This is a genomic window from Bradyrhizobium stylosanthis (assembly GCF_001641335.1).
Lineage (GTDB): Bacteria > Pseudomonadota > Alphaproteobacteria > Rhizobiales > Xanthobacteraceae > Bradyrhizobium > Bradyrhizobium stylosanthis.
In genome coordinates this window covers 313898-339357 of the sequence record NZ_LVEM01000002.1, presented here as the reverse complement: position 1 = coordinate 339357, position 25460 = coordinate 313898, and the positions used below count along the sequence as shown (strand labels likewise).

Below are 25460 nucleotides of genomic sequence, written 5' to 3'. Positions count from 1 at the left end.
AACCTATCCCTTGCCGTGCGCCTCGATGGTCGCCGACGCTCGACCACCGAGCGCCGTCGCGATTTCCGTGAAAGTGTGGGTGCGGCCCGTAGAGACGCCGCTGGTGATCTCGCGCCATTGGCCAGCCGAGTCGAACGGCGGCGCGAAGACCGCGAGAGCTTCCTTGGAGTTGAAACGGATCAGCGCGGCGATGCCCTTCTCGGCGCGGCGGATCAGCCAGCGGCGCAGGGCGGGATCGCGGTGGGCATCGCGGTGCTGCGGATCGACCCATATCTGGACGACCTGGATGTTCAGGGCTTCGCCCGTCACGTCGTCGCGGACCGTGACGAAGTCGGGCATAAGATCGAGCACGTAGTGCGACCTATCGGGTCGCGATAGATCATCGGCGTCGTCATTGATCAGCCAGCGGCAATTCCAGAGGCCGCACTCAGGCGGCATCCGCGCCGTGTGATAGACGGCGCATCCCTTGTGGAATTTGTGAAAGCGACAACGTTCGCCTGCAGCCTTTTGCAAGGGCGGCACAGGCAAAAGCTTGCAGCACAACGAGCAGTCACCGCAGCGTCTCATCGGTGCCCGTATCCATCTATGCACATTTTCGCGCGGCTTATGCCGCTGCTTGTGTGTCGATGATGCGACGACGATTGTGGCGAAATAAATCTGATCGCACAAATTTCCTGATCATCGCGCGCTGCTAAAGTTGAAATGCGAGTTGAGTGTTTTTGAGTTGCCGTCCGAGTTGACTCTGGCCAACCCGAACGACAACCTTTAGGACATATGAACCGGCGAGGAAGACTATGCACATGCCCGACTCACCGCACATGGCGATGTCGGGTCCGCCTTGCCGACACTGCCCGCCCTTCGTCATCCGAAGGGCGGGCTTTTTTATTGATCCTGCGCTCCGAGTAAAGTTGTAAGAAATTACAATGCGGCGTGCGACCAGCAGCGATTGTTCGGAAGCGATGCCTGCAATTCGCCAGGCTTAACGAAAATCAATGTGCGAGCCATTTTTGAGACACAAATCCAGCCTTCCAGATGGCTGCTCAAGAACCTTTCAGGCTGCTCATGGACCGCCAAGTATTTGAATTCATCTACAACCTCAAACCGCTGACGGACGCCGCGAGTGTCACGAGAGCGATGGGTGCCGTGCTCAACCATCACGGCATCGATCACTTTTGTCTCAGCTTCCTTCCCGGTCCGAAGCAGACCTATAACGAAGTGGCCATCGAGAACCGGATGCCAGACGGGTACGTGCCGACCTATCTCGAAAAGGGATACACGCACGATGATCCCGTCTTCCACCACTGCAAGACGACGGTGCTGCCATTCCGGTGGTACAAGGACACGCCGTTTGATCCCGTGCGGAAGCCCCGCGCTGCCGAGATCGTGGGGCTTGCGAGAGACCATGGCATGGTCGATGGCGTCGTCGTCCCGGTCGCCTCGACGGGGGGAAGGCTGGGCCAGGTCTTTTTCGGCGGGCGCGAGTTCGATCTGCCTGAGTACAAGCTGCCCGCGCTGCATTTGATGGCGCACTACGCCTTTGAACGGTTGCTTCGACTCAAAGGCGTGCGAGGCGCGCGAGAACATAACCTCACGGACCGCGAGGTGGAGGTGCTGACCTTGGTCGCGGCGGGACTGACCAGCGCAGCTATTGCCGCTCGACTTGGCATCGTTGAGCGGACGGTGAACGCGCACGTCACGCACTGCTGCAAGAAACTCGGCGCTGCAGGCCGGACGCAGGCGGCGGCCATCGCGATCCAGGACGGGATCATCCAGCCGTGACCGGCTCCGCGCCCGAAGTTATAAAGGGCGGATGATCAGCGAAATCCTCGCGCAAATTCGCGGCCCCAATTTTACTGCCGGGATCGTCCTGTTCGACGATGTGGTGGTCGAGGCGGCGCCCATCGTCCGCTACATGCGGCGATGGTCGCGGGATCGGGTGAGGGACTACTGCGCCAAGCAGGGCTGGCAGATCACCGTCGTACACCAGATGCAGCGCGAGGAAGTTGAGGCCCCGCCCAGGGCCCTTTTGGGGGGTGGCGGAAGCAGCCGCCCGCCTGCTAGGACACCGCCATGACCGCCTTGACCCGACGCCGCAGCGACGACGAGCACCAAGAGACTTGGCATATCTATTTCGGCGATGTCCGCGTCGGCACCATTGGCGTGCGCGCGGGAATTCCGACAAGCGCCGACCAGTGGGGCTGGAGTATCGGCTTCTATCCCGGCATGGAACCGGGCGCGCAGCGCAGCGGCTCAGCCGCAAAGTTCGACGAGGCCCGCGCGGCTTTCGAGAATGCCTGGCGGGAGCTGGAGTCGACCCTCAACGAGGACAACTTCGAGGCATGGCGGCGCAGCCGCGACTTTCACGCGTGGAAGAACCGCATGTGGGCCGAGCACTGCCGGATGCCGACGCAAAACGAAAATGGCTGGTCAAAGTGCTTCTGCGGCGAGCCTATCCCGGTCGCCTGCGAAGCCCACATCCATACGGTTCACCGAGGCATCGGCGCATGAAGCACGTCGAGGGCCGACCCTACGCCGACCCGCAAGCCGCCGCCCGCAAGCTGATCGAGCTGTGCGCCAGCACTCAGCCGGTTCAAGACGGCCGCATCCACATCGAGAAGATCAACGAGCCTTTCATCTTCAGGCTCAAAGCCAGCGGCCCTGAGTTCGGCGCTGGCCTTGCCTGCGCCATCGAACAGGGCTGGCTCGAACTGCACGAAAGCGGCACCTATGTGCGGCTGCTGTCTCCGGGCGCGGACTTGCTCACCGGCAAGTAGGAACGACCAGCAGGCGACGCGAATTGCATGGTTGCGGCTGGCCTCTATATAGGGCTGGCTCGGCAGGCGGGTCCCTCCCGTGACCGAGCCCGCCCCGAGGGGGCGCACATGAACCCGATGGAAACGTTCAATCCCGATGAACCCTGTCGCCTGCACGACGGGCTCAATAACGAGTTCATCGACTGGAACCCTGACTGGGCCCCGCGCTACCGGGAGTTTTCCTCCAAGCACGATGACGGAGTCGTCGCTTGGGACGGTCTGCTGCTGGACGGGTGGGTGCCGTTGTAGCCCCCCTTTTCGGTGCTCCCGATCAGCGATCTTGACGCCTCCGACGCGACCCGCTTGGATCGGTGGGCTGTACGTGGAGAGATTGTAATGCGTTTCGCACCCTCTATCGTGCCTGGCTCCGAACGGGACACCTATCTCGTGCTCGATGACTTCGGTGCTCGCCTCGGTCGAGCCTGGCCGGAGACCGACGAGGAGCATACTGATCGCGACACCCTGCTGCGCCATCTTATGGAGGGGCAGTATTCCAACCCCGTCCGGATCGTCAGCTTCAACACCAGCGAAGGCTGGTCGCGCGACGCCTCCGAGGACATCGCGGATGAACTCCACCAGCGATGCATGGGCGAAATTCCCGTCCATCTGGAGGACTTCATTGGTCGCAATGCTGGAAGCAAAGTACTTCAGCTTTCGTTACCGATGCTCGGATTATGATCCCAAAGAGGCCCGAAACCTGTCATTGTCGAGACCATGCCGAGCGTGAACCCAGAAATCCTCAAATGGGCGCGAGAGACCGCCGGTCTCTCGACGGAAGAGGCGGCTGCAAAGCTCGCCCTCGGCGACGCGCGCGGTTTGACGGGGGCAGATCGTCTGGTTGAATACGAGGCCGGTGAACGCGAGCCGACCCGGCCCCTTCTCGTCCGCATGGCTAAGCAATATCGCCGCCCTTTGCTTTCGTTCTACATGGCCGAGCCGCCGAGGCGGGCCGAGCGGGGCGAAGACTTTCGAACGCTCCCTCCCGAGCACTCGATTGCTCAAGACGCCTTGGTCGATGCCCTTATCCGGGACGTCCGTGCTCGGCAGCAGATAGTCCGCGAGGCCTTAGTAGACGAAGAGGAAGCCGTCCCGCTGCCCTTCGTCGGCTCGATGACGATGCGCCAAGGTGCCGAAGTCGTTCTGCGCTCGATTGTCGAAACGCTCCACCTCGATCTGGATCGCTATCGACGGGGCACCAACCGGCAGCCGGGCGGGTTCACTTATCTGCGCGACCAAGCCGAGCAGGCAGGCATCTACGTCCTGTTGATCGGCAATCTCGGCAGCCATCACACGAGCCTCGACGTCGAGACCTTCCGTGGCTTTGCCCTGGCCGACGACGTCGCGCCCTTTGTCGTGATCAACGATCAAGATGCGACAACGGCGTGGGCGTTCACCCTCCTTCACGAACTCTGCCACATCTGGTTGGGAGCGACCGGTGTGAGCGGCGCCTTCGCCGAAAGCGCCGTCGAGCAGTTTTGCAACGACGTTGCAGGCCGCTTCCTGCTTCCTTCCGGCGAACTTCAGGCGTTGAACCTGCGAGGCGAACGGTTCGAGACGGTCGTAGCGAGAATTGGCGACTTCGCTGAACAGCGAAACATCAGCCGGTCCATGGTGTCTTACAAGCTTCTGCGAGAAGGCATCATCGACCACGAACTGTGGAGCCGTCTCACCGCGCTGTTCCGAAGCCAATGGAAGGCTGCTCGTGCAAGCGAACGCGAGCGCAATCGGGAGCGCGAAGGTGGCCCGAATTACTACGTGGTGCGACGACATCGACTTGGCGAAGCTCTCGTCAACCTCACCGGCCGCATGCTGGCGGAACGAGTGCTTTCTCCCACCAAGGCGGGCAAGGTTCTCGGCGTCAAGGCATCCAACGTCTATGGAGTTGTCGGAGACGGCTTCAACGCGGCGCAGGGGTGACGCGTGTTATATCTGCTCGATGCCGACACACTCATCAGAGCTAACCGGGATTACTACCCGCTGGATCGCGTGCCCGAGTTTTGGGATTGGCTGCTGCACCAAGCCGCGCAAGGTAACTTGAAACTACCCGTCGAGATGATCGAGGAGATCAAAGAAGGCACCGATGCCGTTTCTGACTGGATCTCAGAGCGAGAACACTCGGATGCGCTCACGCTCGATGAAGACGTCGATATGGACTTGCTCCGACGCGTGACTGCCGAAGGATATGCGCCCGATCTAAACGATCAGGAACTCGAGATCATCGGTCGAGACCCCTTCCTCATCGCCCACGCGTTGGGGGCACCCGACCAGCGGATCGTTGTTACCGCTGAAGTCTCTAAGCCCAGCAAGCAGCGCGCCAACCGGAAGGTGCCCGACGTTTGCAATCAATTCGGCATTCGCCCGATGGACAGCTTCGGGTTGATCAGGGCTCTGGATTTCTCAACGTCTTGGCGTGCCGCAGCAGGCGTGTGACCCTGATCCGATACGGGAACAATCCACGGGGAGACACGCATAACGAGGGTCTTCCGCGAGCGCTGGAGTCCCAATCCAAGCCAGCGCCTGGGCCACCATCAAGGACAGTCAGCAGGAAAAGGCGCGGCTATTTGCTTGTTTGTCGCGGCGTCACGTGAGGTCCGAGGGAATTTGGCAGCACTTGCTGGACTTTTTGCCTGACCAGATCTTCCTCGAAATCGTGCTGAAACGAACTGCCGTTCTCGTAAGAGATGACGAGACGAAACTTTCCCCACTGATCGAAGAAATCACGAACGGTCAAAGCCGGTTCGAATGTGAGATCGAGTTGGACCGGCGCGTCTGTCGGGACGTCGACATCGGTTACGGGAAGTTCCTTGCCGACCGAATGAACGGCCGCCTTCAACTGTTCCGTGTGTCCAGTTAGCCCGGAAATGACGTAGGCCTCTCTGAAGCGAAAGGGCATCAAGCTTTGGCCCTGAAAGATCAACCCGTTGACTGCGGCCGTTGGCCCACCGCCAGACCCGACAATAAGCTGGCCGTTCAAGCTCCAATCCATTGGGCCAGATGTCGTCGATGGTACTGGCTGACCCGCTGGGCTCGATGATTGCGAACCACCTTGCCGAGCATTTGCTAAATCCCGACGGACCGAAGCTAGCTCGTCCGCACGCGCATCCCGCTGTTTAATGGCCTCGGTCAATTGCGATTGAAGAGGTGCTTTGGCTTCAGAAACTGCCGTATCCAGTTGAGCTTGCGTATAGCCCTCAGCTTTGTTGCGGACCAGCCATCCAACCGATGCAGCCGGTACCACAGCAACCAACAGCAGAAGAAGCAGCCAGGCGGGCTTGCTGTTAGAGAGGGTGACAATCTTCCCCGCGAGCACTTCGTGGTTGGGTTTCCATTTTGGCCATGTGAGGCCTGCAGCTACTAGGACAGCGGCTATAGTCCAACAAGCGAGGATGCACGCACCGACCAAGTACCAATTCGGATGCTCGCTCTTAAGCGCGACGGCAACGGAAACGGAGGGCGGGACAGTGAGGAAGGCGCCCCCCAGCAAAGGAAGGAAGCGTCCGACGAACGTATCGTTTGGCGATGTTGAAGGCTTAGGCTTCACTCCAGCCAGCACCCCTTCCATAGCCTTCGTCATCTCTGGAGAAGGCCCCCGGGCCAACTCGGCCGCCTTGGCCAATTCGGCAGGATCAAGCCGTTCTGCCATAGCTTTCACTGTCGACTGAAGACTTGCCGAAGACTGCTGGCTCGCTGATTTTGCCACCTCGCTCGCCCGGCCGCGAGACGGACCCAACATTTGCCTTTTGAGTGCGGCGTGAGGATCGTTGCGCCCCAGCACATCTGAAGCCGAGACTCCCACAGCATGCCGCTGGTCGTCGCTCCGCGACGCCTCCGGAGCGGGAGCTTTCGTGGCTGGCTGCTTGTCTTGGTCGTCAGGCACGGTTGCCCCTCCGAAGAGACTCACTCTCCGGTAGCTCGCCTAGGAACCGGAAGGCCGTCAAGGGAGATTCGCAATTTGGCCGCAAATCCCTATCTTTAGGCCATGCGCAGCACGTTTGAGTTTGCCCTGGCGGTCAAGGCGGCCGAGGTTCCTTCTGGTCCCGACTGGCTTCATGAAATCAAACACGATGGCTACCGGATGATGGTAATCCGGGAGGGCAAGGTCGTGCGCGTCAGGAGCAAGACCGGGCTCGATTGGACGAAGCGCTTTCCCTGGATCGTCGAGACCGCGCTGAAGCTGCGCCCGGATCGGTTCGTGATCGATGGCGAGGCGGTGGTCCTGGGCGTGGACGGGATATCCGACTTCGATGCCCTGCAGTCCGGCAAATACAATGACGAGGTCCAGCTCTACGCCTTCGATATGCTCGCGGGCGAAGGCGACGACTATCGCAAGCTGCCGCTGTTCCTCCGCAAGCAGAACCTGGCGCGCCTCCTGGTTCGCCGCCCCGAGGGCATCCAAGCCGCGCCCTTCGAGCAGGGCGAGATCGGGCCCGACCTATTCCGCGCCGCTTGCAGGATGGGCCTTGAGGGCCTGGTGTCCAAGCATCGCGAGCGCGCCTATCGCGCGGGCCGGTGCGATCATTGGGTGAAGGTAAAAAACCACGATCATCCGGGGTACGGCCGCGTCAAAGACGTTGCGCGAGCGAAGCGCCGATGACAGTGGTATTTCCTCATCGTCAATGATGGAAATTGCAATGGCCCTTCCAAGCCGCGCTCAGACCTTCGCGTTCGAAACCTGCCGGGATTTACTGGATAAACTTGAGAGGGAAATCGACCGATATCAAAAGGTCGACGGCCGCGACGAGGATGGGCCGGAAGCTCTCTTAGAACTGGTGGATCAGCTAAGGGACAGCGCATTCAACGCAGCCGTGACGGCTTGGCAATTGTGCGATTGGGTGTTCAACGACATGACGCCCGAGCAGCGTCAGAAGGCGAAGATCAGCAGCCTTGGTGATCTGCAGGCATACGCGAGGGACAATTGTCGGGCACTTTACCTCTGTCGGCACGCCGCCACGGCGTCCAAGCACTGGGAAGTCAGCCATAAACCTGATCCCGACGTTCAGGTTGAGGTTTGGCACGACGAAACAGGCTGGACCATCCACTTCGTTGACGGGGCGAACAGTCAGTCCGCCTACGTTGTTTTCGAGTCCGCGCGCGCGTTTTGGAATGAATTTATTCGCGGCCATGGCATAGGCAAAGGACAGGACGAGCTATGACAAAATTTCTGAAGCAAAAAATCGAACAGACGCAGCGCGACATTCAAACCATCCGAGAGAGTCTGGCCGCCTCTCGCGAGGAAATGGCGAGCAACCCGAGCAGAGCGCGCGAGATCGTTAAGGAGAATGTGGACGCCATCAGAGAGGGATGGCGTCTGAAGGACGAGTTGAAGCTGCTGCAAGAGGAGCTGGAGCGCCACCAAGCAGCAGGCCCTGGCCCCTCTTAGTTCCGGTTTCCACAGCGACGTTATCTTAAGCGCTGGCCGGGTAGACCATGGCGCTTGTATGCTCCCAGGAGTTGCGAGGGTCGGGAGCGCGGGGATGGGGCATATTGAGGCAACGGGCTGGATCGCGATCTATGCTGCCGTGGTGTCGACGTGCGCGTTTGCGCTCAACTTCAGAACGTGGATCGAGAACAGGCCCCTGCTACACCTGAGCCTTATGGTCGACGGCATGATCGTGAGCCCAGGAAGCGGCGTCGAGGAAAAGGACCTAACGATCCTAACCGTGACCAATCGCGGTCGCGCGCCGACGATGATCACGAACATGGTCATCTTCGAAATGAACTCGTGGTGGCAGCGGATAAGGATCAGGCCCGAGAAAAGCTTCGTCGTCGCCAACCCTCAAATGGCCGGTTATCCGCCGAACGTTCCGGGCGATTTGGAGCCCAACAAGAAATGGACGGGGTTCGCGCGCCCTCGGCGCGACTTGATGCCGGACTGGCCTAACCACCGATATTGGATCGGCGTCTATACCAGCCATCGCGACCGCCCGTACTTGATCAGGCTGCCCAAGGCCAAGCCCGGACCACCGGAGAATTCCAAGAAGGTTTAGGCGCGCCGGGGATCGAGCCGCGCAAGGGGCGCGCGGCGAAAAAATACTTGGAAACGCCTGGAAAAAGCATTTCCCGACACTGGGCCGACACTAGCGGCGTCTGCTATTGAGTTCATTGACCTTTTCCCCCCGTGGCGTATCCCGCAAGGGGAGAAGGTAGAGAAGCCGCCCTTGCCGAAGCCACATTGCATCTCTACCTCTCGCGCAGAGTTTACCTCAGAGGGTCCCCCATGCTGGATGCCGCCGTGAAGGCGCTGTCGCAAATGATCTCGCCGCCGATGCGCACGATCCTGTGGCGATCGATCGGGCTCGCGCTCGTGCTGATCACCGTGTTGGCCATCGGCCTGCAGCGGCTGCTGAGCTGGTTTGCGACCTCCGGCGAGGTCTGGCTGGAGGGCCTCCTCGGGCCGGGCTGGCATTCCTCGCTCGAGGTCCTGTCCTGGATCGTCTCGATCGCGGCGGGGCTCGGCGTCGTGTTCGGCGGTATATTCCTGATGCCCGCGATCACCTCGCTGGTGGCGAGCCTGTTCGTCGACGACGTCGCCGACATCGTCGAGCGCGAGCATTATCCCGCCGAGCGGCCGGGCACGGCGCTGCCGTTCAGCCAGGCGATCTTCGAGGGCGTCAAGACGGCGCTGCTGACGATCCTGGTCTATCTCGCCGCGCTGCCGCTGGTGCTGTTCGCCGGCGCCGGCTTCCTGATCTTCTTCCTTGCCGCCGCCTGGCTGCTGGGCCGCGAATATTTCGAGCTCGCCGCGATGCGCTTCCGCTCGCCGGAGGAAGCCAAGGCGATGCGTCGCGACAATGCCGCGACCATCTTCACCGCCGGCCTCTTCATCGCCGCCTTCGTCTCGATCCCGATCGTCAATCTGGCGACGCCGATCTTCGGCATGGCCTTCATGGTCCACATGCACAAGCGCCTGTCGGGCCCGCGCCCCGAGCTGATCGAGCCGGCCCGGCAGATGCGGTGACAGTGCGCTCCCTCTCCCGCTTGCGGGAGAGGTAACCGGCGCTACGCGACCCGTACGCCGCACTTCCGCAGCAGCATCTTGGCAAAGCCGAACGGGGCCGGTGTGAACGGGCCCGGCGGCGCGCGGGTGATCAGCGCGATGAAGCCGAGCGCCGATATCGCGAGCCAGAAGCACAGCCAGAAGCCGTCGATATAGGCGAGCACGTTGGCCTCGCGCTGCACCAGTCCCGCGAGCGTGCCGACCGCGCGCGCCTGCGCCGATCCGGCCCCGTGAGGGACAAAATGATCGGCAAGCCGCTTCAGCATCAGCACCACGTCGACATCGCCAACGGCGAGGTTCTGGCCGATATAGAAGGAATGCACCTGCTCGCGGACACGCAGCCAGGTTCCCATCAGCGCCACGCCGATCTCGGCGCCGCCGAGCCGCATGATCTGGATATAGGCGGCGAAGGAGGTCGCGCGGCTCGGATCGGAGTTCGACAGCAGCGTGATGATCAGCGGCAGCAAGGTCAGCGACTGCCCGATCGCCTGGAGCACCACGATGCCGATGAAATCCTCGCGCGCCCAGACATGAGTGAGCTGGGTGCCCCAGAGATTGGCGGCAGCGAAGCAGGCAAAGCCGAGCACAGTCACGGTACGGGTGTCAAAATGGCGAAGCAGCCAGATCGAGAGCGGCACCAGCACGAACATCGGTAGCGCGCCCCAGGTCAGCAACAAGAGGCCGCTCTGCTCTGGCCTGAGCAGACCGACAGTGCCGAGAAAGTTCGGCACCAGCGACGAGTTGGAGAGGCTGGTCAGCGTGTAGAGCAGGATCAAGACCAGGCCCAATCCGATGTTGCGCGAGAACAGCACATCCACATGGGCCCAGGGTTGGCGCACCAAAGATTCGTTGATCAGGAAGCCGGCAAACAACACGGCTCCGCCAATGAGCAGTGCCATCACCGTCCCGTTGCCGAGCCAGTCGAGGCGATTGCCCTGATCGAGGCCCGCGTAAATCATCGAAACCGACGTACCGAGCAGCAGCATGCCGCCCCAATCGGCCTCGCGCAGCAATGCGCGGTTCACGGCCTCGCTCGGCGTGCCCAGATAGACCATCAGGCCCATCAGCGGCGCGATCACCACGCTCTGCCAATAGACCCATTGCCAGCCGAGATGATCGACATAGAAGCCGACCAGCGAGCTCGACGTATCAAACGCAAAACCGACGCGGATCGAATAGAGCGCGATCGCCGGCAACCACCAGCGCATCGGCAAATTGCGAAAGATGATCATCAGCGTCGCCGGCACGAAGGTGCCAAGCAGGAGGCCGTGCACGACGCTGAGCGCGATCAGTGTCGTATAGTCGTGCACGAGGGGGACGATCAGCGAGATCACGGCATAGATCAAACTCGGGATGCCGAGCACGCGGCGAAGACCGAACACGGTTGCGAGCCACGGCACCGCGGGTGCGATCAGGATCTGCGATCCGATGCCGGCGGTGGACAGCCACGCACCCTCGTCGAATGAAAGCGAGAACGCGCCGCGCAGATCCGGCAAGCCGACTGTGGTCAGGCGGCTGTCGACATTGGTGAGAAACGAGCCCAGCAGCACCGCCGCCACCGCGAACAGCGGCTGGGGTGCGATGCCGCCGCGCGAGACCGGTCCGCGGCGGGCATCGTCATTTTCCGCCATCGCCGCCCGCAGTATTGATGCTGGTCACCACCGACATGCCCGGCACCAGCCGCGCCAGCAGCGGCTGGTTGGCGTCGAGCTGGATGCGCACGGGAATGCGCTGCACGACCTTGGTGAAATTGCCGGTCGCATTGTCGGGCGGCAGCAGCGCGACCTGCGCGCCGGTCGCCGGTGCGATGCGCTCGACCTTGCCGCGCAGCTTCTCGCGCGGGAAACTGTCGACGGTGATTTCGACCGGCTGGCCCGGCGCCACATGCGTCAGCTGGGTCTCCTTGTAGTTCGCGATCACGTACACTTTCGGCAGCGGCACGACGTTGATGAGGTTGGTGCCGATATTGACGTAATCGCCGGGCTGCACCTGGCGCTCGCCGACGACGCCGTCGAACGGCGCGGTGATGGTCGTATAACCAAGCTTGAGCTTCACGCTTGCGAGCGTCGCCTTGGCCGCCTCGACATCGGCGGCACGCTGCTTCCTGGTGCCCTGCAGGACCTCGAGCTGGTGCTGCTGGGCGGCGATCACGGCGCGGCTGGCGCGCACGTCGGCCTGCGCCTTGGCGTAGCCGGCAACCGCCTGCTCGAACCGCTGGCGCGTGCCGGATTCGGTCTGCGACAGCGATTTCTGTCGATCCTGCTCCTGCTGGGCCTCGATCTCGAGCGCTTCCGCCGAGAGCCGCGCGGCCTGGGCCTGCGCGATGGTCGCATATTGCAGCTCGATCTGGTTGGAGAGATTGTCGAGCACGGCTTGCGCGGCGGCAACCGCGGCCTCGGATTGCGCGACCTGTGCCTGATAGTCGGCGGGATCGATCTGGATCAGGAGATCGCCGGCCTTGACGCGCTGGAAGTCGGTCACCGCCACGGTCAGCACCTCGCCGGAGACGCGGCTCGACAGCCGCGTCAGTTCGGCGCGCACATAGGCGTCATTGGTGGTCTGGACCACTTCATTGCCGACCCATTCATCGAAACGCAGCGTCGCCAGCGCGACGAAGCCGAGCGCGACGATCACGGCAAACAACGGGATCGCGAGCCGGCTCCACAGCGAGGTCGCTGGCGGTTGGGCGGGCTTTGGCGGCGGCGCGGCAGGCGGTGGCGGCGAAATTTGTTCCTGCTGACTCACGGATGACCCCAAACCGTTTTGTCCTAGACCGTCTTCTCCGGCCACCGGCAGAGATCGTTGATCAGGCACACCTCGCAGCGCGGCTTGCGCGCGAGGCAAGTATAGCGGCCGTGCAGGATCAGCCAATGATGGGCATGCAGCATGAACTCGGCCGGGATCACCTTTTCGAGACCAAGCTCGACTTCGAGCGGCGTCTTGCCGGGCGCAAGTCCCGTGCGGTTGCCGACGCGGAACACATGCGTGTCCACCGCCATGGTGTGCTCGCCGAAGGCCATGTTGAGCACGACGTTGGCGGTCTTGCGCCCCGCCCCCGGCAATGACTCGATCTCCGCGCGCGTGCGCGGCACCTCGCCGCCGAAATCGCTGAGCACCTTGGCCGACAGCGCGATGACGTTCTTCGCCTTGGTGCGATAGAGGCCGATGGTCTTGATGTACTCGCGAAGACGCTCCTCTCCGAGGTCGAGCATCTTCTGCGGCGTGTCGGCGATCTCGAACAGGGCCCGCGTCGCCTTGTTGACGCCGGCATCGGTGGCCTGCGCCGACAGCACCACGGCGACCAGCAGCGTGAACGGGTTGACGTGCTCGAGCTCGCCCTTCGGCTCCGGATTGGCCTTGCGGAAGCGGCAGAAGACCTCGCGGATCTCCGCCGGCGTCCAGGGTTTCATGGCCTTGAGCGATTTCTTTGCCGGGGCCGATTTCCTAGCGGGCTTGGCGACGGCCGCCTTTGCCTTTTTCTTCGGCACGGCGGCTTTGCGCGGGACCGGCTTGCGGGTGATTTTCGCCATGATCGGGATATACTGAGGGACGATGAGCACAGGCAACGAAATTGAGCGCGAGAACGAACCTCAGATCTTCTCCGCGCTGCTGACGCCGCACCGCTCGCTGAACCGCACCGGCTTCCTCGCCGTGATGCTGTTCCTGAGCGTCGTCAGCTTTGCCACCGGGATCGCCTTCCTGATGAAGGGCGCCTGGCCCGTGCTCGGCTTCTTCGGCCTCGACGTGCTCGTGGTCTGGTGGGCCTTCAAGGTCAATTTCGGCACCGCCCGGGCGCGCGAGGAGATCACCGTCACGACCTCCGAACTGCGCGTGAGGCGCATCAGCCATCATGGCCAGGTCGCCGAATGGACCTTCAATCCGCTCTGGGTCCGCCTCGATATGGAAGTCGACGAGGATTTCGGCATCGAGCACCTCTATCTGATCTCGCGCGGCCACCAGATCCGCATCGCGAGGTTCCTCGGGCCTGAGGAAAAGGCAAGTTTTTACAAAGGCTTGGTCGAGGCGCTCAACGCTGCCAAGCGCGGGCCGACCTACAACCCGATCAACTGACGTCGCGTCGGAAATCGGGTGGTTTCAAGCCCGCCCCTCTCCTACATTTCCGGCCATGATGACACTCGCGATCCATGACCAGCGCCTGGCCAAGCCGGGCCCCCAGAACGCAGCGCTGCGCGACTATGATTCCGTGCGTCGGGCGATCGCGTTCATTTCCGAGAACTGGCGCGCGCAGCCGACCATCGAGGCGATGGCGGATGCGGCCGGCGTCACGCCGGATGAACTGCACCATCTGTTCCGCCGCTGGGCCTCGATCACGCCGAAGGCATTCATGCAGGCGCTCACCCTCGACCACGCCAAGGGGCTGCTGCGGGATTCCGCCAGCATCCTCGATGCGGCCCTCGACTCCGGGCTCTCGGGTCCGGGCCGGCTGCACGACCTCTTCGTCACCCACGAAGCGATGTCGCCGGGCGAGTGGAAGAACGGCGGCGCAGGGCTGACCTTGCGCTACGGCTTCCACCCCTCGCCGTTCGGCACCGCCATCGTGATCGCGACCGACCGCGGCCTTTCGGGCCTCGCCTTCGCCGATCCCGGCGAGGAGAAGATCGCGCTGGCCGACATGACGCGGCGCTGGCCGAACGCGACCTATGTCGAGGATCACGAGGGCACCGCGCCGCTTGCCGCGCGCATCTTCGACAGCAAGCTCTGGCGGCCCGACCAGCCGCTGCGCGTGGTGCTCATCGGTACCGATTTCGAGGTGCGGGTGTGGGAAACGCTGCTGAAGATTCCGATGGGCCGCGCGGTGTCCTATTCCGACATCGCCTGCAACATCAGCAACCCGAAGGCCTCGCGTGCCGTCGGCGCCGCCGTCGGCAGGAATCCCGTCTCGTTCGTCGTGCCCTGCCACCGCGCACTCGGCAAGAGCGGCACGCTCACCGGCTATCACTGGGGCATCACCCGCAAGCAGGCGATGCTGGGCTGGGAAGCCGGGCGGGTCGGGGTGCAGTAATCGCCGTCCCGGCAAAGGTCTCGTAGGGTGGGCAAAGGCGCAAAGCGCCGTGCCCACCAATTTGTCTTAAGTCGCCGACGCTACGTGGGCACGCTTCGCTTTGCCCACCCTACGGCACCGTGCGTGCTGCGAAAGCCTACCCCGCCAGATCCAGCTTCGACGCCACGGTCGAATCCGCGTTGAGCCGGTAGATGATCGGCACGCCGGTCGCGAGCTCGCGCTTCAGGATGCCTTCCGGCGAGAGCTTCTCCAGCACCATGATCAGTGCGCGCAGCGAGTTGCCGTGGGCGGCGACGAGGGTGCGCTTGCCGTTGAGCACGCCGGGCAGGATCTCCTGCACGTAGTATGGCAGGGCGCGCGCCAGCGTGTCCTTCAGGCTTTCGCCGCCGGGCGGCGGGACATCGTAGGAGCGGCGCCAGATCAGCACCTGGTCCTCGCCCCACTTCTTGCGCGCGTCGTCCTTGTTGAGGCCGGAGAGATCGCCATAGTCACGCTCGTTCAGCGCGAGATCCTTCGAGGTCGGCAAGCCCTTCTGGCCGAGCTCGCCGAGGATGAGGTCGAGCGTGTGCTGCGCGCGTGTCAGCACGGAGGTGTAGGCGACGTCGAACACGAGGCCCTGCGCCTTCAGCTTGCGGCCGGCTTCCTTGGCCTCTTTGACGCCGAGCTCGGTGAGGTCGGGGTCCTTCCAGCCCGTGAACAGGTTCTTCAGATTCCATTCGCTCTGGCCATGGCGCACGAGCACGAGGAGTCGTTCACTCATCAACTGATTTCCATGTTGTTCAGATGTCGGATAGGCCGAGCACGTCGGCCATGGAGTAGTGCCCCGGCGGCTTGCCGTGCGCCCACAGCGCTGCCTTGAGCGCGCCGTGCGCGAACAGCATGCGGTCCTCGGCCTGGTGAGACAGCGTCAGGCGCTCGAACGGCCCGAGGAAGGTCACGCTGTGATCGCCGGCCACGGTGCCGCCGCGCAAGGAGGCGAAACCGATATTGCCCGGCCGGCGCGCGCCGGTAATGCCGTCGCGGCCGCGCTCGGAATGCTCGTCGAGGGTGACGCCGCGGCCGCTGGCTGCGGCCTGGCCCAGCATCAGCGCCGTGCCCGAGGGCGCATCGACCTTCATGCGGTGATGGGTCTCGACGATCTCGATGTCGAAGCTCTGGTCCAGCGCCTTGGCGACACGCTTGACCACGGCGGCGAGCAGGTTGACGCCCAGGCTCATATTGCCCGACTGCACCACGACTGCGCGGTTGGTGACGCTCTTGATCACGGCGTTGTCGGAGCCCGACAGCCCGGTCGTGCCGACGACATGCACGAGGCCGCGCTCGGCGGCGATCGCGACATTGGCGATGGTCGCGGCCGGCACGGTGAAATCGAGAATGCCGTCGGCCTCCTTCGACATCGCCCAGAGATCGGCCGACAGCTTGACGCCGTTGGCGGGGAGCCCTGCGAGCACGCCGGCATCCTTGCCGAGCAGCTCCGAGCCCGGCGCCTCCAGCGCGCCCGCCAGCACCGCGCCTTTGCTCTCGGCAATCGCCCGCACTAGCGCGCGGCCCATCCGGCCGCCGGCTCCTGCAACAATCAAGCGCATGTCGGACATGGTGTAATCCTCTTCGGAGGCCGTTGTAGCGGGGGGATGGAGTTCCGGCAACCGAGGCCCACGCGCGGGACGCACGCACCCACCCTCCCCTGGAGGGGGAGGGTCGATCGCGCGCAGCGCGAGCGGGGTGGGGTGACGGTGCCTCAGCGACGAACAGTGCCCGCATGGAGAGATCACCCCACCCCGCTGCGCATTTCGCTTCGCTGTATGCTCAGCGACCCTCCCCCTCCAGGGGAGGGCAAGAGAGCGCCGCAGTCGAAATCTACGACTCCGCCGGCTGCGGGCCGTCATAGCCCTCGATGATGATGAGGTCGGCCACCGAGTGCGGCTGGCGCACCTTGATATTGGCCTGGTATTCCGGCGAGTTGTAGCAGTCGATTGCGGTCTGGTAGCTTGGGAATTCGATGACGACGTTGCGGGTGCGGCTGGCGCCTTCGACGGTGGTGAACTTGCCGGCGCGGACGACGAAGCGGCCGCCCCACTTCTTGAAGATGGGACCGTTGGCGACGGCATAGGGCTTGTAGCCCTCGTCGCTGCTCACATCGACGCGTCCGATCCAGTAGCCCTTTGCCATTGTTCTTCTCCCTTGTTGTCGGTGGTTGGCAGTCTCTATTTGAGCATGATCTGATCGGAAAACCGCTGCACACTTTTCCGGATCATGCTCCAAGCGCCTGCGCGATCTCGGCGTGAATGGCTTCTGCCGTCGCCTTGGGGTCGGCGGCCTCGACCACCGGCCGTCCGACGACGAGATAGTCGGCGCCGGCGGTGATCGCGCGGCCCGGCGTCATGATGCGTTTCTGGTCGCCGCTGGCCGAACCCGCCGGGCGGATGCCGGGTGTCACGAGCGTCATCTGGTGGCCGACGATCTTGCGAAGGCTGCCGACTTCCTCGGGCGATGACACCAGCCCGTCGATACCGAGAACCTGCGCCTGCTGCGCGCGCGCTTCGACCAGCTCGGAGACACCGAGCCGATAACCTGCGGCGTGCAGATCGTCCTCGTTGTAGGAGGTCAGCACCGTCACGGCGAGAATCTTCAGGCTGGCACTGCCGCGTCCCTCGACGGCGCCTTTCATGGTCTGCGGATAGGCATGCACGGTCACGAAAGTTGCACCGAGCTTGGCAACGCTCTCGGTACCGCGCGCGACAGTGTTTCCGATGTCGTGCATCTTGAGATCGGCAAACACCTTCTTGCCCTTGTCGGCGAGCTTGCCGATCAGCGGCAGGCCGCCGGCATAAGCGAGCTGATAGCCGATCTTGTAGAACGAGACGCTGTCGCCGAGCCTTGCGATCATCGCTTCCGCGGCCTCAACGCTCGGCAGATCGAGCGCAACGATCAGGCGGTCTTTCGGGGCGATTTCGGCTGGCGTCATGTCACCTCACATCATGCGTTGGGAAATATCGATCAATTGCGCAACCAGCTCCTTCAGCCCTGCGATATCGCTCTCGTGCTTCAGCCTGTCCATATCGTCATAGGCTTCGTGGGCAAAGGCGAGCGTGAGCTGGCTGGCAATCACATTGGCGTGGCAGGAGGTCAGGATCAGGCGCAACGCCTGGAGCGCGCGGGCGGCGCCGAGGCGGCTCTGCGATGCGCCTGCGAGCGCGAAAGCACGGCCGCGAAACACCTCGCCGCGCGCCTCGTGCAGTTCGTGGACGCGGCTGACCCAGTCGATCGCGTTCTTGAGCAGCGGCGGCACCGAGGCATTGTATTCGGGCGAGACGATCAGCACGCCATGATGCGCGCCGATCATGCGCTTGAGATTGATCGCGTGCTTGGGCACGCCGGATTTCGCCTGGAGATCGCCGTCGTAGATCGGCAGCGGAAAGTCGGCGAGCGAGATCCGGGTGACGTCGACGCCGGCCTGGGCGAATGCATGGGCGATGACCGCCGCCAGCTTCGCATTGTGCGAGCCGGTGCGCAGCGAGCCGGGAATGACCAGGATCTTCGGAGCTGACATCCAATCCAATACGTTCGGCGAAACGAGCCCGCCGCGCATAGAAGGAGCCGGCGGAATTAATCCTTGCGATACACCCAGACGCGGGCCGGCGGAAGGTTCATCCAGATCCGTTCCGAGGCCTCTGTGGACACGCCGGGCAGCGATTTCGGGATCGGCGGCACCACCGCATAGGTGAATTGGACGAAGGGCGCGCCGGGCGCCAGTGCCGTGAAGGCGTCGCGAATGAGCCGCAGCCGCGTCAGCATCGGTTTCGTGACGAGCGGCAGGCCGGACACCACGGCCGAAGCCGGCGCACCCAGCACGTTCCAGAGCGTATCGCGCAGGCGGTAGGCATCGCCCTGCACGACCTTGGCTTGCGGGTAGCGATCACGCAGCAGCGCGCAGAAGCCGGGATTGTATTCGACGAGGACGAGGCGCTTCTGATCGACGCCGCGCTCGATCAGCGCCGAGGTGATGGCGCCGGTGCCAGGCCCGAGCTCGACCACGGGCGCGTCGGAATCGACGTCGACATAATGAGCCATGGTCCGGGCCAGCAACTTGCCCGACGGCATCACCGCGCCCATGTGGAGGGGCTTTTCGATCCATGATCTCAGAAAGCGCACCTCGTCATCGAGACGAGGCTTCTTCAACGCACGCGCGGACGATGGCAATGGCATGTCAGGACCGGACGGGACCGCGGGACCGCGGCGTGTCAGAAAATGGTCATAAAGACGTATAGGCCGCAGGCGGTATGGTCAAGCCGAGTCAGTTCGCTCGATTACCGAAGAAGTCCTTGACCTTGGCGAAGAAACCCTCGGCTTCCGGCTGGGTATTCCCGGAGGAGAGCTTTTCGAACTCGGCCAGCAACTCCTGCTGCTTCTTGGTGAGATTTTGCGGGGTCTCGACCACGACCTGGACGTACATGTCGCCGGTCTGGCGCGACCGCAGCACGGGCATGCCTTTTGATGCAATGCGGAATCGGCGGTTGGACTGGGTCCCGGCGGGCACCTTCACCTTCGCCTTGGCCTTGTCGATGGTGGGCACCTCGAACTCGCCGCCGAGGGCGGCCGTCACCATCGAGATCGGCACCCGGCAATGCAGGTCCGCGCCGTCGCGCTGGAAGAACTGGTGCTGGGCCAGCGACAGGAAGATGTAGAGGTCGCCGGGCGGACCGCCGCGCACGCCGGCCTCGCCTTCGCCGGCGAGCCTGATCCGCGTGCCGTCCTCGACGCCCTGGGGAATGTTGACCGACAGCGTCCGCTCGCGCGTGACGCGGCCCTGGCCCGCGCAGGACGGGCAGGCGTCCTCGATCATCTGGCCGCGGCCCTGACAGCCGTGGCAGGTGCGTTCGAGCGTGAAGAAGCCCTGCGACTGCCGCACGCGGCCGGCGCCGCCGCAGGTCGAGCAGGTCTTCGGCTTGGTGCCGGCCTTGGCACCGATGCCCGAGCAGGTGACCGAGACCGGGATCTCGATCTGCGCGGTCTTGCCGCCAAAGGCTTCCTCGAGCGTGATCTCCATGTTGTAGCGCAGGTCGGCACCGCGCTCGCGGCCGCCACGGCCGCGCTGCCCGGCCATGCCGAACAAATCTTCGAAGATGTCGGAGAAGGAGGAAGCGAAGCCCGCACCGAAACCGGCACCACCGCCACCCTGCTCGAAGGCCGCGTGGCCGAAACGGTCGTAGGCGGCGCGCTTGTCCTTGTCCTTGAGGACTTCGTAGGCCTCGTTGATTTCCTTGAACTTGACCTCGCTGGTGTCGTCCCCGGGATTGCGATCGGGGTGGAACTTCATCGCCAGCTTGCGAAAGGACGATTTCAGGACGGAATCGTCAGCGGTGCGTTCGACTTCGAGGGTTTCGTAATAGCAGCGCTTGGTGGACATGGCAGGCTCGGTCTATCCAATCGCGAGTCAAGTCGGAGCGAAACAACGTCGCCACGCGACGATATAGGCAGCCTTCCGCGTCGTGGCAGAGGGCTGCATGGCAGCGTTGAGAATAACGGCTGGGAATTGATCGATCGTAACGGGCATCCCGCCCGTACCGCCCGACACGACAGCCTCCCCCCTGAAGGGGGAGGCCGGTGAAGCGTGTGGGGTCCAAGCCGTCCGCATCATGACCCTCTTGGGGCTTATGCGGACTTCTTGTTGTTCTTGTCGTCGTCGACTTCGGTGAACTCCGCGTCGACGACGTCGTCCTTGGCCGCATCCTTCTTGGCGTCGGCCTCGGCCTGCTGCTTGTACATGGCCTCGCCGAGCTTCATCGAAGCCTGCGCCAGCGTCTGGGTCTTGGCCTTGATCGCCTCGGCATCGTCGCCCTTCAGCGCTTCCTTGAGGTCGCTGACGGCATCCTCGATGGCGCGGCGCTCGGTCTCAGCGACCTTCGAACCGTGCTCGGCCAGGGCCTTCTCGGTCGAATGCACCAGGCCATCGGCCTCGTTCTTGGCAGTGACGGCCTCGCGGCGCTTCTTGTCCGCCTCGGCATTGGCCTCGGCGTCCTTGACCATCTTCTCGATGTCGGCTTCCGACAGACCACCAGAGGCCTGGATGCGGATCTGCTGCTCTTTGCCCGTGGCCTTGTCCTTGGCCGAGACGTTGACGATGCCGTTGGCGTCGATGTCGAAGGTCACCTCGATCTGCGGCATGCCGCGCGGAGCCGGCGGAATGCCCATCAGGTCGAACTGGCCGAGCATCTTGTTGTCGGCCGCCATTTCACGCTCGCCCTGGAAGACGCGGATGGTGACGGCATTCTGATTGTCTTCAGCCGTCGAGAACACCTGGCTCTTCTTGGTCGGGATCGTGGTGTTGCGGTCGATGATGCGGGTGAACACGCCGCCCAGCGTCTCGATGCCCAGCGACAGCGGGGTGACGTCGAGCAGCAGCACGTCCTTGACGTCTCCCTGGAGCACGCCGGCCTGGATCGCGGCACCGATCGCCACGACTTCGTCCGGGTTGACGCCCTTGTGCGGCTCCTTGCCGAACAGCTGCTTCACGACTTCCTGGACCTTCGGCATGCGCGACATGCCGCCGACCAGCACCACTTCGCCGATCTCACCGGCGGTGACGCCGGCGTCCTTCAGCGCCTTGCGGCAGGGCTCGACGGTCTTCTGGATGAGGTCGTCGACCAGCGCCTCGAACTTGGCGCGGGTGAGCTTCATCGTCAGATGCTTCGGGCCGGTCTGGTCCGCGGTGATGAAGGGCAGGTTGATCTCGGTCTGCGTCGTCGACGACAGCTCGATCTTGGCCTTTTCAGCGGCTTCCTTCAGGCGCTGCAACGCGAGCTTGTCGTTGCGCAGGTTGATGCCCTGCTCCTTCTGGAACTCGTCGGCCAGATAACCCACGAGGCGCATGTCGAAGTCTTCGCCGCCGAGGAAGGTGTCGCCGTTGGTCGACTTCACCTCGAACACGCCGTCGCCGATTTCGAGAATGGAGATATCGAACGTGCCGCCGCCGAGGTCGTACACGGCGATCGTGCCGGTCTTGGTCTTGTCGAGACCATAGGCGAGCGCAGCCGCGGTCGGCTCGTTGATGATGCGCAGCACTTCAAGGCCAGCGATCTTGCCGGCGTCCTTGGTCGCCTGGCGCTGGGCGTCGTTGAAGTAGGCGGGAACGGTGATGACGGCCTGGTCGACCTTCTGGCCGAGATGGGCTTCCGCGGTCTCCTTCATCTTCTGCAGGATGAAAGCGGAGACCTGCGAGGGCGAGTAGGTCTGGCCGTCGGCCTCGACCCAGGCGTCGCCGTTGGAAGCCTTCACGATCTTGTACGGAACGAGCTTCTTGTCCTTCTCGACCATCGGGTCGTCGTAGCGGCGGCCGATGAGGCGCTTCACTGCGAAGAACGTACGCTCGGGATTGGTGACGGCCTGGCGCTTGGCAGGCTGGCCGACGAGGCGCTCACCGTCGTCCGTGACGGCGACGATCGAAGGCGTCGTGCGCATGCCTTCGGAATTCTCGATGACTTTGGCGTTCTTGCCATCCATTACGGCGACGCACGAGTTCGTGGTGCCGAGGTCGATCCCAATGACCTTTCCCATGGTCCTGATATCCTTGTTTTTGCGGCAGGTTGGCTGGGCCCAGAAGGCACCCGAACCGAAACCCCCTAAGATCAAACATCCGCGATATTGCGATGATTGAGGCTCATATAGGAGGGGGGGAGGGGGCCGCAAGGACCGAAACCACGTTTCGGCCGTGAAAACATTAGGTTTTAAGAGATGATATCCGGGCTCAACCGCCCTTGCGGGTGAGGAAATATTAACAGGTCCGGTGATCCGCCACCCCCGGCCGCTGCAATCCGCCCCACCCTGTTACGGCAGGGCCAAACCCGCTAAAAGGCGGGCCGGCCTGCAGCCCCCGCCAAGGCTGCTTCGCGCGACAAAGCGCCCTTTGGCCGACCATCGAACGGCCTCAATGTGAACCAATCAGAGTGCCCATGAAGCTGACCCGCCCCCTCGCCGCGCTCGCCCTGCTCATTGCCTCCACGCTTCCGGCCCTGGCGGCCGATGCCGTTTTCCCGCCGGGCCTGCGCCTCGGCATGGTGCCGCTGGTCGGTCTCAGCACGGCCAAGACCTTTCCGGGCTTCGAGAGCGAGGACGGCAACGTCAAGGTGTTGATCACCGAGCTGCCGCCGGCGGCCTATGGCGAGGTCGTGAGCGCCTTCAATGCCAATCCGGCCGGCACCGGCGGCGTCAAGCAGGACAAGATCGAGACGCCCGCGGGCCTCGCTTATTTCACCACCGAGAGCGGCAAGGCCGGCGACACCCCGGTGAAGCGCTATTCGATGATCGTGCCGGGCGCCGGCTTCTCCGGCTATGTCGCGGTCCAGATCCCCGAGAATGCGACCAAGATCTACACCGACGAAGCCGTGCGGCAGATGTTTGCGAGCGCCACCACGCGCAAGCAGGTTTCGGCCGAAGAGCAGATCGCGCTGATGCCGTTCAAGATCACCGATCTCGCCGACTTCAAGGACATCCGCACGCTGGCGCCGGGCTCGAGCATCATCCTGGCCGACGGCAATGAGGGCTCGGGCTATGAAGCCAAGCCCTTCATGATCCTCGGCCTGATCGGCGCGACCCCGCAAGCCGCCGACGACCGCGCGCGCTTTGCCCAGGAGGCCGCGCTCCAGATCCCCGGCGTGCGCGAATCGCGCGTGACCATGTCCGAGCCGATCCGCATCAACGGCCAGCAGGGCTTTGAGACCCGGATCGACGGCGTCAGCGGCAAGGACAAGGTGCCGGTGACCGTGGTGCAGTGGATCCGCTTCTCCAGCGGCGGCGCCTCGCTGCGCATCATCGCCAGCGCCCCCCGCGACCAGTGGCAGGCCGCCTTCACCCGCTTCCGCGCCGTGCGTGACGGGATTCAGCCGAAGGGGTAAGGCGAAGGCGCCGCAACACACTCGCTGTCGTCCCGGCGCAGGCCGGGACCCATAACCACAGGGAGTGGTTGTCTGGCGAGCTTTTAACTCCGAGTCATCGCAAAACTATTGCTGCGGCGTATGGGTCCCGGCCTTCGCCGGGACGACAGGGCACGCCCAACCGCTCACCAAAGCCGGCTGCATTTTCGGGCTTCAGTTCGCTCGCGCCCGGAACTAGGCTTCGCCTCCATTGGCTCACGAGGGGAGGCGAACGATGCTGGATCGGCGACAGATTTTAGCAGCACTTGGAACGACGGCGCTCGCGACGCTGGCGCCGTCCGCGCTGTTGGCGGCCGCGTCGATCAAGCCGGACGATGCCTCCGCGCTGCTCGTGATCGACGTGCAGAACTGCTTCCTGCCAGGCGGAAGCCTCGCGGTGAAGGAAGGCGAGCAGGTGGTGCCCGTCATCAACAAGATGGCAAAATCGTTCGCGAACGTGGTGATGACGCAGGACTGGCACACGCCGGGCCACGTTTCGTTTGCTTCGACCCATTCCGGCAAGAAGCCGTTCGAGACCGTCGATCTCGCTTACGGCAAGCAGGTGCTGTGGCCGGACCATTGCGTGCAGGGCACCGACGGCGCCGCGCTGTCGAAGGACCTGTCGATCCCGCACGCCGAGCTCATCATCCGCAAGGGTTTTCACAAGGACGTCGACAGCTACTCGGCCTTCCTCGAAGCCGACGGCAAGACCTCGACCGGACTCGCGGGCTATCTGAAGGGCCGCAAGATCAAGCGCGTCTTCGTGGCGGGATTGGCAACGGATTTCTGCGTCGCCTGGACCGCGCTCGACGCGCGCAAGGCGGGCTTCGAAGTCTATGTCGTGGAGGACGCCTGCCGCGGCATCGATACCCAGGGCTCGCTGGCAAAGGCCTGGGCCGACATGGCCAAGGCCGGCGTGAAGCGGATTCAGTCTGCGGATATCGCGGCGAGCGCGTAGCCGGGGCGCACGCCGGCCAGACCCTCATCCTGAGGAGCGCGCCACTTCGCGCGCGTCTCGAAGGATGAAGGCCGAGATGATGCAGCCGGGCCTGCATGGTTCGAGACGGCGCTGGCGCGCCTCCTCACCATGAGGGTTGGGAGCTGACGTCGCTCAGTTCACTTCGTTGCTGTTCGCCGCCGGCGCGGGCTTCGCGCCGCCCTTGGCGACACCGACCAGAGCGGGGCGCAGCACGCGCTCGCCGATGGTGTAGCCGGCCTGCATGACCTGCACGACGGTACCTGACGGCACCGACGCATCAGGCACCTCGTACATCGCCTGATGGAAGTTCGGATCGAACTTCTGGCCCTGCGGATCGAGCTTCTTCACGCCGTGCTTTTCAAGTGCGCTGAGCAGCGAGCGCTCGGTGAGCTCGACGCCCTCGATCAGCGCGGTCAGGCCGGGATCGGCCGCCGCTCGCGCTTCGGCCGGAACGGCATCGAGCGCGCGCTGGAGATTGTCGGCGATGTCGAGCACGTCGCGGGCAAAGCCGGTGATACCGTAGAGCTTGGAGTCGGCGACTTCCTTGGCGGTGCGCTTGCGCAGGTTCTCCATCTCGGCCAGCGTCCGCAGCATGCGGTCGCGGGCCTCGGCGGCTTCCTTCTGCAACAGCTCGACCGAACCCGGCTCGGGATCGTCGGGCATGATGTAGGGTTTCGACACCACGGGCTCGCCGCTCGGCGCGGTCGTGTCTTCGGGTTGCCGGTCTCGATCGGTCATC

The 25460-nt window shown here is 63.6% G+C and carries 31 protein-coding genes; 17 read left to right on the top strand and 14 right to left on the bottom strand.

The features are described from left to right. Window positions 1-3 precede the first annotated feature (3 nt). The gene (locus tag A7X65_RS13545) at window positions 4-669 is read right to left on the bottom strand and encodes a hypothetical protein (RefSeq protein WP_156527791.1); all 666 of its coding nucleotides are present in this window, start codon (window positions 667-669) and stop codon (window positions 4-6) included. A gap of 363 nt (window positions 670-1032) precedes the next feature. On the opposite strand from A7X65_RS13545, the gene A7X65_RS13540 reads away from it, so the two are divergent. The 8 genes from A7X65_RS13540 (at window position 1033) to A7X65_RS13505 (ending at window position 5243) form a co-directional block, all read left to right on the top strand. Then, complete coding sequence (locus tag A7X65_RS13540; RefSeq protein ID WP_245323507.1) at window positions 1033-1779, top strand: helix-turn-helix transcriptional regulator; 747 nt, start codon at window positions 1033-1035, stop codon at window positions 1777-1779. Window positions 1780-1810: 31 nt separating this feature from the next. Beyond that, window positions 1811-2074, top strand: a complete 264-nt coding sequence (locus A7X65_RS13535; protein ID WP_063685488.1) for a hypothetical protein — start codon at window positions 1811-1813, stop codon at window positions 2072-2074. Beyond that, window positions 2071-2508: a hypothetical protein gene (locus tag A7X65_RS13530; protein ID WP_063685486.1), complete on the top strand. Its 438-nt coding sequence runs from the start codon at window positions 2071-2073 to the stop codon at window positions 2506-2508. Before A7X65_RS13535 ends, A7X65_RS13530 begins: the two co-directional genes overlap by 4 nt. Beyond that, entirely contained in the window at window positions 2505-2774 is a 270-nt protein-coding gene (locus A7X65_RS13525; RefSeq protein WP_063685484.1) for a hypothetical protein, read from the top strand. The genes A7X65_RS13530 and A7X65_RS13525 overlap by 4 nt, the downstream gene beginning before the upstream one ends. Before the next feature lie 108 nt (window positions 2775-2882). Next, window positions 2883-3062, top strand: a complete 180-nt coding sequence (locus A7X65_RS13520) for a hypothetical protein (protein ID WP_063687668.1) — start codon at window positions 2883-2885, stop codon at window positions 3060-3062. Window positions 3063-3149: 87 nt separating this feature from the next. Then, window positions 3150-3491, top strand: coding sequence for a hypothetical protein (locus tag A7X65_RS13515; protein WP_063685482.1), 342 nt, complete (start codon window positions 3150-3152; stop codon window positions 3489-3491). A gap of 36 nt (window positions 3492-3527) precedes the next feature. After that, window positions 3528-4730, top strand: coding sequence for an ImmA/IrrE family metallo-endopeptidase (locus A7X65_RS13510; protein ID WP_063685480.1), 1203 nt, complete (start codon window positions 3528-3530; stop codon window positions 4728-4730). A gap of 3 nt (window positions 4731-4733) precedes the next feature. Next, on the top strand, window positions 4734-5243 hold the full coding sequence (locus A7X65_RS13505) for a DUF4411 family protein (protein WP_063685478.1): 510 nt from the start codon (window positions 4734-4736) through the stop codon (window positions 5241-5243). Between the two features lie 127 nt (window positions 5244-5370). Here A7X65_RS13505 and A7X65_RS41645 read toward each other — a convergent pair whose 3' ends face one another. Beyond that, window positions 5371-6513, bottom strand: a complete 1143-nt coding sequence (locus tag A7X65_RS41645; RefSeq protein ID WP_167358241.1) for a hypothetical protein — start codon at window positions 6511-6513, stop codon at window positions 5371-5373. Between the two features lie 279 nt (window positions 6514-6792). Between A7X65_RS41645 and A7X65_RS13495 the strand changes: the two genes are divergently transcribed. The 5 genes from A7X65_RS13495 to A7X65_RS13475 all read left to right on the top strand — a co-directional run bounded on the left by A7X65_RS13495 (window position 6793) and on the right by A7X65_RS13475 (window position 9771). Further along, window positions 6793-7407 (top strand): ATP-dependent DNA ligase, encoded by a 615-nt coding sequence (locus tag A7X65_RS13495; RefSeq protein WP_063685474.1) that lies wholly within the window; start codon window positions 6793-6795, stop codon window positions 7405-7407. A gap of 37 nt (window positions 7408-7444) precedes the next feature. Continuing rightward, window positions 7445-7966, top strand: coding sequence for a hypothetical protein (locus A7X65_RS13490; RefSeq protein ID WP_156527789.1), 522 nt, complete (start codon window positions 7445-7447; stop codon window positions 7964-7966). Then, window positions 7963-8193 (top strand): hypothetical protein, encoded by a 231-nt coding sequence (locus tag A7X65_RS13485; RefSeq protein WP_063685470.1) that lies wholly within the window; start codon window positions 7963-7965, stop codon window positions 8191-8193. Before A7X65_RS13490 ends, A7X65_RS13485 begins: the two co-directional genes overlap by 4 nt. 94 nt (window positions 8194-8287) lie before the next feature. Next, window positions 8288-8800 (top strand): hypothetical protein, encoded by a 513-nt coding sequence (locus tag A7X65_RS13480; protein ID WP_156527788.1) that lies wholly within the window; start codon window positions 8288-8290, stop codon window positions 8798-8800. 230 nt (window positions 8801-9030) lie between these two features. Beyond that, complete coding sequence (locus A7X65_RS13475) at window positions 9031-9771, top strand: sulfate transporter family protein (protein WP_063685466.1); 741 nt, start codon at window positions 9031-9033, stop codon at window positions 9769-9771. 41 nt (window positions 9772-9812) lie between these two features. Here the strand turns inward: A7X65_RS13475 and A7X65_RS13470 are convergent, their stop codons facing one another. Genes A7X65_RS13470 through nth form a run of 3 tightly spaced genes read right to left on the bottom strand, consistent with a single transcriptional unit; the run spans window position 9813 to window position 13340 of the window. Then, window positions 9813-11441 carry an MFS transporter gene (locus A7X65_RS13470; RefSeq protein WP_063685464.1) on the bottom strand — a complete coding sequence of 543 codons (1629 nt, stop codon included), beginning with the start codon at window positions 11439-11441 and terminating at the stop codon, window positions 9813-9815. Beyond that, the gene (locus tag A7X65_RS13465) at window positions 11428-12555 is read right to left on the bottom strand and encodes an HlyD family secretion protein (RefSeq protein ID WP_063685462.1); all 1128 of its coding nucleotides are present in this window, start codon (window positions 12553-12555) and stop codon (window positions 11428-11430) included. Before A7X65_RS13465 ends, A7X65_RS13470 begins: the two co-directional genes overlap by 14 nt. Before the next feature lie 23 nt (window positions 12556-12578). Continuing rightward, window positions 12579-13340 carry an endonuclease III gene (gene nth, locus A7X65_RS13460; protein WP_063685460.1) on the bottom strand — a complete coding sequence of 254 codons (762 nt, stop codon included), beginning with the start codon at window positions 13338-13340 and terminating at the stop codon, window positions 12579-12581. Between the two features lie 22 nt (window positions 13341-13362). On the opposite strand from nth, the gene A7X65_RS13455 reads away from it, so the two are divergent. Next, window positions 13363-13881, top strand: coding sequence for a DUF2244 domain-containing protein (locus A7X65_RS13455; protein WP_063685458.1), 519 nt, complete (start codon window positions 13363-13365; stop codon window positions 13879-13881). Window positions 13882-13936: 55 nt separating this feature from the next. After that, the gene (locus tag A7X65_RS13450) at window positions 13937-14833 is read left to right on the top strand and encodes a methylated-DNA--[protein]-cysteine S-methyltransferase (RefSeq protein WP_063685456.1); all 897 of its coding nucleotides are present in this window, start codon (window positions 13937-13939) and stop codon (window positions 14831-14833) included. Window positions 14834-14969: 136 nt separating this feature from the next. Here the strand turns inward: A7X65_RS13450 and A7X65_RS13445 are convergent, their stop codons facing one another. The 8 genes from A7X65_RS13445 to dnaK form a co-directional block, all read right to left on the bottom strand. Further along, a complete protein-coding gene (locus A7X65_RS13445; RefSeq protein WP_063685454.1) occupies window positions 14970-15593 on the bottom strand; it encodes a 2,3-bisphosphoglycerate-dependent phosphoglycerate mutase in 624 nt (207 codons plus the stop codon). Window positions 15594-15612: 19 nt separating this feature from the next. Then, the gene (dapB, locus tag A7X65_RS13440) at window positions 15613-16428 is read right to left on the bottom strand and encodes a 4-hydroxy-tetrahydrodipicolinate reductase (RefSeq protein ID WP_063685452.1); all 816 of its coding nucleotides are present in this window, start codon (window positions 16426-16428) and stop codon (window positions 15613-15615) included. Window positions 16429-16690: 262 nt separating this feature from the next. Then, complete coding sequence (locus A7X65_RS13435; RefSeq protein ID WP_063685450.1) at window positions 16691-17002, bottom strand: DUF1330 domain-containing protein; 312 nt, start codon at window positions 17000-17002, stop codon at window positions 16691-16693. Window positions 17003-17084: 82 nt separating this feature from the next. Next, complete coding sequence (gene pyrF, locus A7X65_RS13430) at window positions 17085-17798, bottom strand: orotidine-5'-phosphate decarboxylase (RefSeq protein WP_063685448.1); 714 nt, start codon at window positions 17796-17798, stop codon at window positions 17085-17087. Between the two features lie 6 nt (window positions 17799-17804). Then, entirely contained in the window at window positions 17805-18383 is a 579-nt protein-coding gene (locus A7X65_RS13425; RefSeq protein ID WP_063687666.1) for an NADPH-dependent FMN reductase, read from the bottom strand. 56 nt (window positions 18384-18439) lie between these two features. Then, entirely contained in the window at window positions 18440-19039 is a 600-nt protein-coding gene (locus A7X65_RS13420) for a class I SAM-dependent methyltransferase (RefSeq protein WP_063685446.1), read from the bottom strand. 88 nt (window positions 19040-19127) lie between these two features. Next, window positions 19128-20240, bottom strand: a complete 1113-nt coding sequence (gene dnaJ / locus A7X65_RS13415; RefSeq protein WP_063685443.1) for a molecular chaperone DnaJ — start codon at window positions 20238-20240, stop codon at window positions 19128-19130. 245 nt (window positions 20241-20485) lie between these two features. After that, window positions 20486-22387 carry a molecular chaperone DnaK gene (gene dnaK, locus A7X65_RS13410; RefSeq protein WP_011083506.1) on the bottom strand — a complete coding sequence of 634 codons (1902 nt, stop codon included), beginning with the start codon at window positions 22385-22387 and terminating at the stop codon, window positions 20486-20488. A 395-nt stretch (window positions 22388-22782) separates the two neighbouring features. Here dnaK and A7X65_RS13405 point away from each other — a divergent pair, with 395 nt between their 5' ends. Both A7X65_RS13405 and pncA read left to right on the top strand, forming a co-directional pair. Then, window positions 22783-23724, top strand: coding sequence for a hypothetical protein (locus A7X65_RS13405; RefSeq protein ID WP_063685441.1), 942 nt, complete (start codon window positions 22783-22785; stop codon window positions 23722-23724). Window positions 23725-23977: 253 nt separating this feature from the next. Continuing rightward, window positions 23978-24700: a bifunctional nicotinamidase/pyrazinamidase gene (gene pncA, locus A7X65_RS13400; protein ID WP_063685439.1), complete on the top strand. Its 723-nt coding sequence runs from the start codon at window positions 23978-23980 to the stop codon at window positions 24698-24700. Between the two features lie 153 nt (window positions 24701-24853). Here pncA and grpE read toward each other — a convergent pair whose 3' ends face one another. Beyond that, on the bottom strand, window positions 24854-25459 hold the full coding sequence (grpE, locus tag A7X65_RS13395) for a nucleotide exchange factor GrpE (RefSeq protein WP_063685437.1): 606 nt from the start codon (window positions 25457-25459) through the stop codon (window positions 24854-24856). Window position 25460: the final 1 nt, after the last annotated feature.